This is a genomic window from Pedobacter sp. GW456-11-11-14-TSB4 (assembly GCF_059424425.1).
Genome location: NZ_JBWKZK010000005.1, coordinates 233,227 through 243,222, shown reverse-complemented (window position 1 = coordinate 243,222; position 9,996 = coordinate 233,227). Strand labels below are relative to the sequence as shown.

General features: G+C 40.2%; 1 protein-coding gene. It reads right to left on the bottom strand.

Annotation, left to right across the window (positions count from 1 at the left end):
- Positions 1-9,996, bottom strand: a 9,996-nt coding sequence (locus AC07XU_RS16805; protein ID WP_494944794.1) for an Ig-like domain-containing protein, incomplete at both ends; no start/stop codon positions are given.

Below are 9,996 nucleotides of genomic sequence, written 5' to 3'. Positions count from 1 at the left end.
GTTGCAGGATCAAGTGTTATGTTCGGGTTACTCGTAGAAACCTGGCTCAATGTTACATCATTCAGCGAAGCTGGATTGCCGTTGTAGGTATCGTTAGCCAATACATTCGCAACAGCGGTACCACCGGTCAAGCCGTTTGCAGAACCCGTATCGTTTGCTGCCAACATCACAGGTGCATCAACGGTAACCGTAATTGTTGCCTGCTTGGTCTGACCGGGATTTAGTTTATCCTCGATCTGATAAACCAAAGTATAACTTCCTGCCGGAGTGTTTGGTGCAACGTTCACCTTTCCTGTTGCAGGATCTAAGGTTACGTTCGGGTTGCTCGTAGAAACCTGGCTCAATGTTACATCATTCAGCGTAGCTGGATTTCCGTTGTAGGTATCGTTAGCCAATACATTTGCAACAGCAGTGCCACCAATCAAGCCGTTTGCAGAACCCGTATCGTTTGCTGCCAACATCGCAGGTGCATCAACGGTAACCGTAATTGTTGCCTGCTTGGTCTGACCAGGATTTAGTTTATCCTCGATCTGGTAAACCAAAGTATAACTTCCTGCCGGAGTGTTCGGTGCAATGTTCACCTTTCCTGTTGCAGGATCTAAGGTTACGTTCGGGTTGCTAGTAGAAACCTGGCTCAATGTTACATCATTCAGCGAAGCTGGATTTCCGTTGTAGGTGTCGTTAGCCAATACATTCGCAACAGCAGTGCCGCCTGTAAGTCCATTTGCAGAACCATTATCATTAAGTGCTACCATTGCTGGTGCAGTAACTGTAATGGTTACTGTTGCCTGCTTGGTCTGACCCGGATTCAACTTATCTTCAATCTGATAAACTAAATTATAATTTCCCGCAGGAGTATTTGGCGCAACTATTATTTCGCCATTGGCATTTATAGTAACTTTTGCACTAGATGATGATACCTGTGAGATAGTTACATCGCTCATCGTTGCTGCAGTGCCATTATAAGTGTCATTCCAAAGAACATTAGTAACGGCTATTCCACCGGTTAAGCCATCGATAGTAGCATTGTCGTCTAATGCTATCATTGCTGGTGCAATAACATTGATCGTTACTGTTGCCTGCTTGGTTTGTCCAGGATTAAGTTTATCCTCGATCTGATAAACTAAAGTATAATTTCCGGCTGGAGTATTTGGCGCAACTACTACTTCGCCATTGGCATTTATAGTAACTTTTGCACTAGATGATGATACTTGTGAAATAGCCACATTGCTCATCATTGCTGCAGCACCGTTGTAGGTATCATTCCAAAGAACATTGGTAATCGCTATTCCGCCAACTAAGCCATTGATTGTAGCATTGTCGTTTACCGCAACTAATGCCGGTGCATTAACAACCACAGCAACAGTTGCCTGCTTGGTTTGTCCAGGGTTAAGTTTATCTTCAATCTGGTAAACCAAAGTGTAATTTCCCGCAGAAGTATTTGGTGCAACTATAACTTCGCCATTGGCATTTATAGTAACTTTTGCACTAGATGATGATACTTGTGAGATAGTTACATCAGTAGTAGTTGCAGTAACCCCATTGTAATTATCGTTAACTAAAACATTTTGAACTGCAATGCCCCCCGTAAAGCCATTTGCTGAACCATTATCGTTTGTTGCAACCAATGCAGGAGCATTTACATTGATAATTACAGTTGCTTGTTTGGTATGATTTGGATTTAATTTGTCTTCTATTTGATAAACTAAAGTATAGGTACCAGCTATAGTATTTGGTGCAACTGTAACTTCACCATTGGCATTTACCGTAACTTTTGGATCAGTTGTAGAAACTTGAGTTATCGACACATTAGCAATTGAAGCTGCTGCACCATTATAAGTATCATTCCATAATACATTTGTAATCGCTATACCACCAATTAATCCATTTATAGATCCATTATCAGTTGATGCGGTTAATTCTGGAGCATCAACAATTACATGAACCGTTGCTTGTTTAGTTTGACCAGGATTAAGTTTATCTTCTATCTGATAAACCAGTGAATAATTTCCGGCAGGCGTATTTGGCGCCACGTTAACTTTACCTGTTATCGGATCTAACGTTACATTCGGGTTGGTTGTAGAAACCTGACTGATGGCAACATCATTTAAAGTTGCTGGATTTCCATTGTAAGTATCATTCCATAAAACATTTGAAATAACAGTGCCACCAACAAATCCGTTAATGTTTCCATTATCGTCATTTGCTATCATTGGAGCCGCACTTACAGTTACAGTAACCGTAGCTTGTTTAGTTAATGTAGGATTAAGTCGATCAGTTATACTGTAAATTAATGTGTAAACTCCTTCTGGCGTTCCCGCTGCAACATTAACTTTACCTGTTAATGGATCGAGCGTTACATTTGAATTAGTTGATGATATTTGATTAAGCGAAACTGCAGCTATGGTAGCTGTAGCGCCATTATACATATCATTATCTAAAACATTTTGTACTGCCGTACCACCTACAACTCCATTTACAGAACCCGCATTATGATTTGCAACCATTACGGGTGCATTTACATTAATGGTAACTGTAGCTTGTTTGGTTTGAGTTGGGTCAAGTTTGTCGACTATTTCGTAAACTAAAGTGTAAATTCCTGCAGGTGTATTTGCTGCTACATTTACATTTCCTGTTACCACATCAAGTGTGATGTTTGGGTTAGAAGAAGATATTTGAGCTAAATTAATATTGCTTAAACTAGCCTGGGCACCACCGTTATAAGTATCGTTTAATAACACATTGGTAAAAGCAATACCTCCGATAAATCCGTTAATACTACCGGCATCATTATTAGCTTGTATTGACCCAGAGCTTACCACAACTGTTATTCTAGCCGTATCAATTTTACTAGCATCTAAAAGATCAGTAATTGAATAATCTAGAGTATATGTTCCAGCCGGAGTGTTTGCTGCAACACTCACTAATCCTGTAATATTGTTTAAGGTTACCCTGCCTAAACTGGTATTAGAACCCGCTAAATCAATAATGCTAACATCTGCTAAAGTTGGCGCTACTGTAGTTCCATTATAGTTATCGTTTGATAGTATATTACCAATAGCAGTTCCGCCTAAAATGGTATTTGCAGTACCATTGTCATTATTGGCCTGTAAAACTCCAGCACTAACAACTACTGTAATTTTAGCCGTATCAATTTTACTAGCATCTAATTTATCAGTTATTGAATAATTTAAAGTATAAGTACCAGCGGGTGTATTTGGTAAAACATTAACCTGACCAGTGTTGGCATTTAGCACTACTTTACCAGCGCTGTTATTGCTTAGTGCTATTTCTGAAATAGTAACCTCTGTTAATAATGGATTTGTATTTGTGCCATTGTATCTATCATTCGTTAAAATGTTTGCTATTGCTATTCCTCCAGAAACCGTATTCGCAGTTCCGTTATCATCACTTGCCTGTAAAGCATTGGCGCTCACAACTACCGTAATCCTAGCAGTATCAATTTTACTAGCATCTAATTTATCTGTAATAGTATAATCAATTGTATAAACGCCAGCTTGGGTATTTGCTAAAACACTAACACTGCCTGTAGATAAATTTAGGTTTACTTTACCAGCACTTGTATTGCTACCAGAAATTTCGGCAATGCTAACATTAGCAAGCGTAGCAGTAACACCTCCATTATAAGTATCGTTATTTAGAATATTTGGTATGGCAATGCCACCAATTACGGTGTTAACAGTGCCATTATCGTTGTTTGCTTGAATTGCTCCCGATGCAACTACAACTGTAATTCTTGCAGTATCAATTTTACTAGCATCTAATTTATCTGTAATAGTATAATCAATTGTGTAAGTACCTGCCAGAGTATTTGGCGCAACAACTACTGCTCCAGTAGCAGTATTTAAAATTGCATTGCCGTTGCTTGTGTTACTTCCTGCAATTTCTGCTATCGTTACCGTTGCTAAGGTTGCTTGCGCACCACCGTTAAACGTATCATTACCTAAAACATTTGATATGGCTGTTCCTCCATTTACTGTATTGGCCGAGCCATTATCATGATTTGCTGAAATAGACCCTGATGAAACAATAACGGTAACTCTTGCAGTATCAGTTTTACTTGCATCTAATTTATCTACAATAATGTAATCAAATGAATATGTGCCAGCCGTTGTATTTGGCAAAACATTTACCCTTCCATTTGCATCCAATATCACTTTTCCATTACTATTGTTAGAGCCAACAATTTCTGTTATTGTAACATCTGATAAAGTGGGTGCTACAGTTGTGCTTCCATTATATTTATCATTAGCTAAAATGTTTGCAATTGCAACACCACCAGTAATGGTATTGATATTTGCCGCATCGTCATTGGCTTTAATTGCACCAGAAGAAACCGTAACAATGATATTTGCTGATGATGTTTTACTTGCATCAAGTTTATCAGTAATAGTGTAGTTGATGGTGTAAATACCTGCAATTGTATTTGGCGCAACGGTTACTTCGCCAGTTAAAGCATTTAACATTACCTTACCGGCGCTGTTGTTGGTATTTTCGGTTATTGATACTGTAGCAATGCTAGCCTGAGTACCATTATTAAAAGTATCGTTAGCTAAAATATTTTGTACTGCAATACCTCCTGTTACCGAGTTTGCTATTCCTGTATCTTGTGTTGCAGCAATTAATCCAGAAGAAACTGTGATTGTAACTTTTGCAGTATCAATTTTATTAGGATCAAGAAGATCTGTAATTGAATAATCAAGGGTATAAATTCCTGCTAATGTATTTGGTGCAACGGTAACTTCACCATTATTAGTGTTTAAAATAACCTTTCCGCCACTATTATTTGAGCCGGCAATTTCTGTAAGGCTAACATTTGTTAATGTTGGTGATATTGTAACACTACCATTATATCTATCATTTGTTAAAACGTTTGCAATCGGTGTACCACCAGACACTGCATTCGCCACTCCATTATCATTTGCAGCCAATAGTGTTCCTGAAGAAACAACAATAGTTATTCTAGCCGTATCAATTTTACTAGCATCTAATTTATCAGTGATCGAATAATCAATAGTGTATGTACCTGCAGCCGTATTTGGCGTAACACTTACGCTTGCTGCTGAGGCATTTAAAGTTACTTTACCTGCACTCGTATTACTTCCTGATATTTCTTTAATAGTTACATTACTTATTAAAGGAGCATCAGTAGCGCTTCCGTTGTATTTATCATTAGCCAAAATATTAGCAATAGCTAAACCACCATTTATTGTGTTAGCAATTCCGTTATCGTTATTTGCAATTAAAGCACCAGAAGCAACACTAATTTTTACAGTTGCCGTTGAAGTTTTTGAAGCATCAAGTTTATCAGTAATAGTGTAAGTGATGGTATACTCACCAGCTGGTGTATTTGGCGCAACAGTTACCACTCCCGCAGCAAGCGAAATTTTACCACTACTATCATTATCAATTTCAGTAATAGTTACATCGGTTAACGTTGCCTGAGTACCGCCATTAAAAGTATCATTCGCTAAAATATTGGCAATAGCAACTCCACCTGTAACAGTATTGGCTACGCCTAAGTCATTAGTCGCCAAAATTGAACCACCGGCTACAGTTACCACAACATCAGCACTCGATGTTTTTGTAGCATCCAATTTATCGGTAATGGTATAGTTGATCGTGTAAACGCCTGCAGGGGTGTTCGCTGCAACCGCAACTGTTCCCGTTGCCAAATCCAAGGTTACCTTGCCTAAACTGTTGTTGCTATTTTGGGTGATGGTTACATCATTGACTGTCGCCTGAGTACCACCGTTGAATTTATCGTTTGTTAACACATTCAATAAAGATGCATTTCCGGTTACCGTGTTTGCGTTTCCAGCATCGGCAACTGCCTGAACAGCATTTGATGAAACCGTTACCACAACATCAGCACTCGATGTTTTTGTAGCATCCAATTTATCGGTAATGGTATAGTTGATCGTGTAAACACCTGCAGGGGTGTTTGCTGCAACCGCAACTGTTCCCGTTGCCAAATCCAAGGTTACCTTGCCTAAACTGTTGTTGCTGTTTTGGGTGATGGTTACATCATTGATTGTCGCCTGGGTACCGCCGTTGAATTTGTCATTCGTTAACACATTCAATAAAGATGCATTTCCGGTAACCGTGTTTGCGTTTCCAGCATCGGCAACTGCCTGAATAGCATTTGATGAAACAGTTACCACAACATCAGCACTCGATGTTTTTGTAGCATCCAATTTATCGGTAATGGTATAGTTGATCGTGTAAACGCCTGCAGGGGTGTTCGCTGCAACCGCAACTGTTCCCGTTGCCAAATCCAAGGTTACCTTGCCTAAACTGTTGTTGCTATTTTGGGTGATGGTTACATCATTGATTGTCGCCTGAGTACCGCCATTAAATTTGTCGTTCGTTAACACATTCAATAAAGATGCATTTCCGGTTACCGTGTTCGCATTTCCAGCATCGGCAACTGCCTGAACAGCATTTGATGAAACCGTTACCACAACATCAGCACTCGATGTCTTTGTAGCATCCAATTTATCGGTAATGGTATAGTTGATCGTGTAAACACCTGCAGGGGTGTTTGCTGCAACCGCAACTGTTCCCGTTGCCAAATCCAAGGTTACCTTGCCTAAACTGTTGTTGCTATTTTGGGTGATGGTTACATCATTTATTGTCGCCTGAGTACCGCCATTAAATTTGTCGTTCGTTAACACATTCAATAAAGATGCATTTCCGGTTACCGTGTTCGCATTTCCAGCATCGGCAACTGCCTGAACAGCATTTGATGAAACCGTTACCACAACATCAGCACTCGATGTCTTTGTAGCATCCAATTTATCGGTAATGGTATAGTTGATCGTGTAAACGCCTGCAGGGGTGTTCGCTGCAACCGCAACTGTTCCCGTTGCCAAATCCAAGGTTACCTTGCCTAAACTGTTGTTACTATTTTGGGTGATGGTCACATCATTGATTGTCGCCTGAGTACCACCGTTGAATTTATCGTTGGTTAACACATTCAATAAAGATGCATTTCCGGTAACCGTGTTCGCGTTTCCAGCATCGGCAACTGCCTGAACAGCATTTGATGAAACCGTTACCACAACATCAGCACTCGATGTTTTTGTAGCATCCAGCTTATCGGTAATGGTATAGTTGATCGTGTAAACGCCTGCAGGGGTGTTCGCCGCAACCGCAACTGTTCCCGTTGCCAAATCCAAGGTTACCTTGCCTAAACTGTTGTTGCTATTTTGGGTGATGGTCACATCATTGACTGTCGCCTGTGTACCGCCATTAAATTTATCGTTTGTTAACACATTCAATAATGATGCATTTCCGGTAACCGTGTTCGCATTTCCAGCATCGGCAACTGCCTGAACAGCATTTGATGAAACCGTTACCACAACATCAGCACTCGATGTTTTTGTAGCATCCAATTTATCGGTAATCGTATAGTTGATCGTGTAAACGCCTGCAGGGGTATTCGCTGCAACAGCAACTGTTCCCGTTGCCAAATCCAAGGTTACCTTGCCTAAACTGTTGTTTGTATTTTGGGTGATGGTAACATTAGTAATATCAGCAGTGGAGTTAGTGTTGTAAGTATCATTACTCAACACGTTTAGTAAATTGGTATTACCTGTAACAGAGTTTGATACTCCACTATCACCAGCAGCAATCAATGAACCACTAGTTACATCAACTGTAACAGTAGCCTGTTTTTTATTTCCGATATTGGCTTTATCCTCAATTTCATAGACTAAAGTGTATGTACCAACTGCTGTACCCGCCAAAACTGAAACCACACCGCTGGCATTTAATGATACATTAGCATTACTGGTAGAAATTTGAGTGATGGTTACATTTGTGGTTGTTGCTTGATTTCCATTAAGCTTATCATTAACTAAAACATTGGCAACAGCTGTCCCGCCTGTAAATCCATTTACTGACCCATTATCATTAATTGGATATACACCAACATTTGTTAGCGTAGGTGTATCATTACTTTCGGCTGTACCAGAAACATCAGATACAGTAGCGCCAATCGGGGTATTGCCATTTGCTGTTGCAGTATTAGATACAAATCCAGTTGCCTTTTCTGCTGAAAGAATAGTATAAGTTGCATTTCCTGTTGCAGTTGCGCCAGGAGCTAAACTGCTAGGACTTAAAGTTACTGCGGCTACCTTACTATCAACTACGGTTAGCCCACTTATTGATACGTTACCCGTATTTTTTACTGTGAATGTATAATCTATTGTATTACCATTTAGATTTAAAAGTCCAGTTTTAACTAAACTTATTGATGGTGCTAAAACTATATTTACATCTGCTGTAGCTATTTGCCCTGCCGGGATTTGATCTGTTACGACAGTTGCGTTATTAATAATTTTTCCGCTATTACTTGTCGGATTTCCATTAGCATTTAAATCTGCCTGAGTTACAGCATAACTCCCATTGTAAGTCCAAGTTTCTCCTTTTTCTAAAACTGCATCAATATTTCCTCCAGTTTTAACAGGAGATAATAATGCACCGCCTAAAAGAGCATCTGTTACGATTACATTTGTTTGATTTGCATTACCTGTATTTACGACTGTAATAACATATGGAATTGTATTACCTGCTGCATTTATGCTATTTACACTTGAGGTTTTATTGATAGAAATTGATGAGCAGACCGGAACGGTTACTGTTACTGTAAAATTATTTCCTGTACAAGTTCCTGTACCAGTAGCTTTAGGAGTTACTGTGTAAATTACTGTTTGAGCTGTATTGCTTGTATTGTATAAAGTTTGGTTAATAGAATTACCACTGCCGCTAGCGGCACCGATAACACTTGAAGGTGATGAAACAGTCCAGGTAAATGATGAATTTACTCCATTTGTGATGTTGTTCTGTAAATTATAAGCTAACACTCCTGTACAATCTAATGTAGCTGTATTGTTAGAAGCAACTGGAGTTGAGTTCACCGTTACAGTTGCCGTTCCACTTGCCGAGTTTAAACAGGTGGTAGAACTTGCATCCCTAACACTTACTAGGGTATAAACAAAACTTCCACTTGCTGTTGTAGATTGGGTTAAAGTAGCCGTGTTTCCAGTCGAAACTAAAGTCTGGTCTGCCCCGCCGTTGATTTTGTAGGTAAAGGTATATGGTGCTGTGCCGTTAGCTCCGGTAAAGGTTATCGTTGGTGCAGTTGCCCCAACACAAACCGATGTCGTTCCGCCGATAGTTGCAGTTGGTAAAGGGTTTACCGTTACAGTTGCCGTTCCACTTGCCGAGTTTAAACAGGTGGTAGAGCTTGCATCCCTAACACTTATTAGGGTATAAACAAAACTTCCACTTGCTGTTGTAGATTGGGTTAAGGTAGCCGTGTTTCCAGTCGAAACTAAAGTCTGGTCTGCCCCGCCGTTGATTTTGTAGGTAAAGGTATATGGTGCAGTGCCGTTAGCTCCGGTAAAGGTTACAGTTGGTGCAGTTGCCCCAACACAAACCGATGTCGTTCCGCCGATAGTTGCAGTTGGTAAAGGGTTCACCGTTACAGTTGCCGTTCCACTTGCCGAGTTTAAACAGGTGGTAGAACTTGCATCCCTAACACTTATTAGGGTATAAACAAAACTTCCACTAGCTGTGGTAGATTGGGTTAATGTTGCCGTGTTTCCAGTCGAAACTAAAGTCTGGTCTGCCCCACCGTTGATTTTGTAGGTAAAGGTATATGGTGCAGTGCCGTTAGCTCCGGTAAAGGTTACCGTTGGTGCAGTTGCCCCAACACAAACCGATGTTGTTCCGCCGATAGTTGCGGTTGGTAAAGGGTTCACCGTTACAGTTGCCGTTCCACTTGCCGAGTTCAAACAGGTGGTAGAACTTGCATCCCTAACACTTACCAAGGTATAAACAAAACTTCCACTTGCTGTTGTAGATTGGGTTAAGGTAGCCGTGTTTCCAATCGAAACTAAAGTCTGGTCTGCCCCGCCGTTGATTTTGTAGGTAAAGGTATATGGTGCAGTGCCGTTAGCTCCGGTA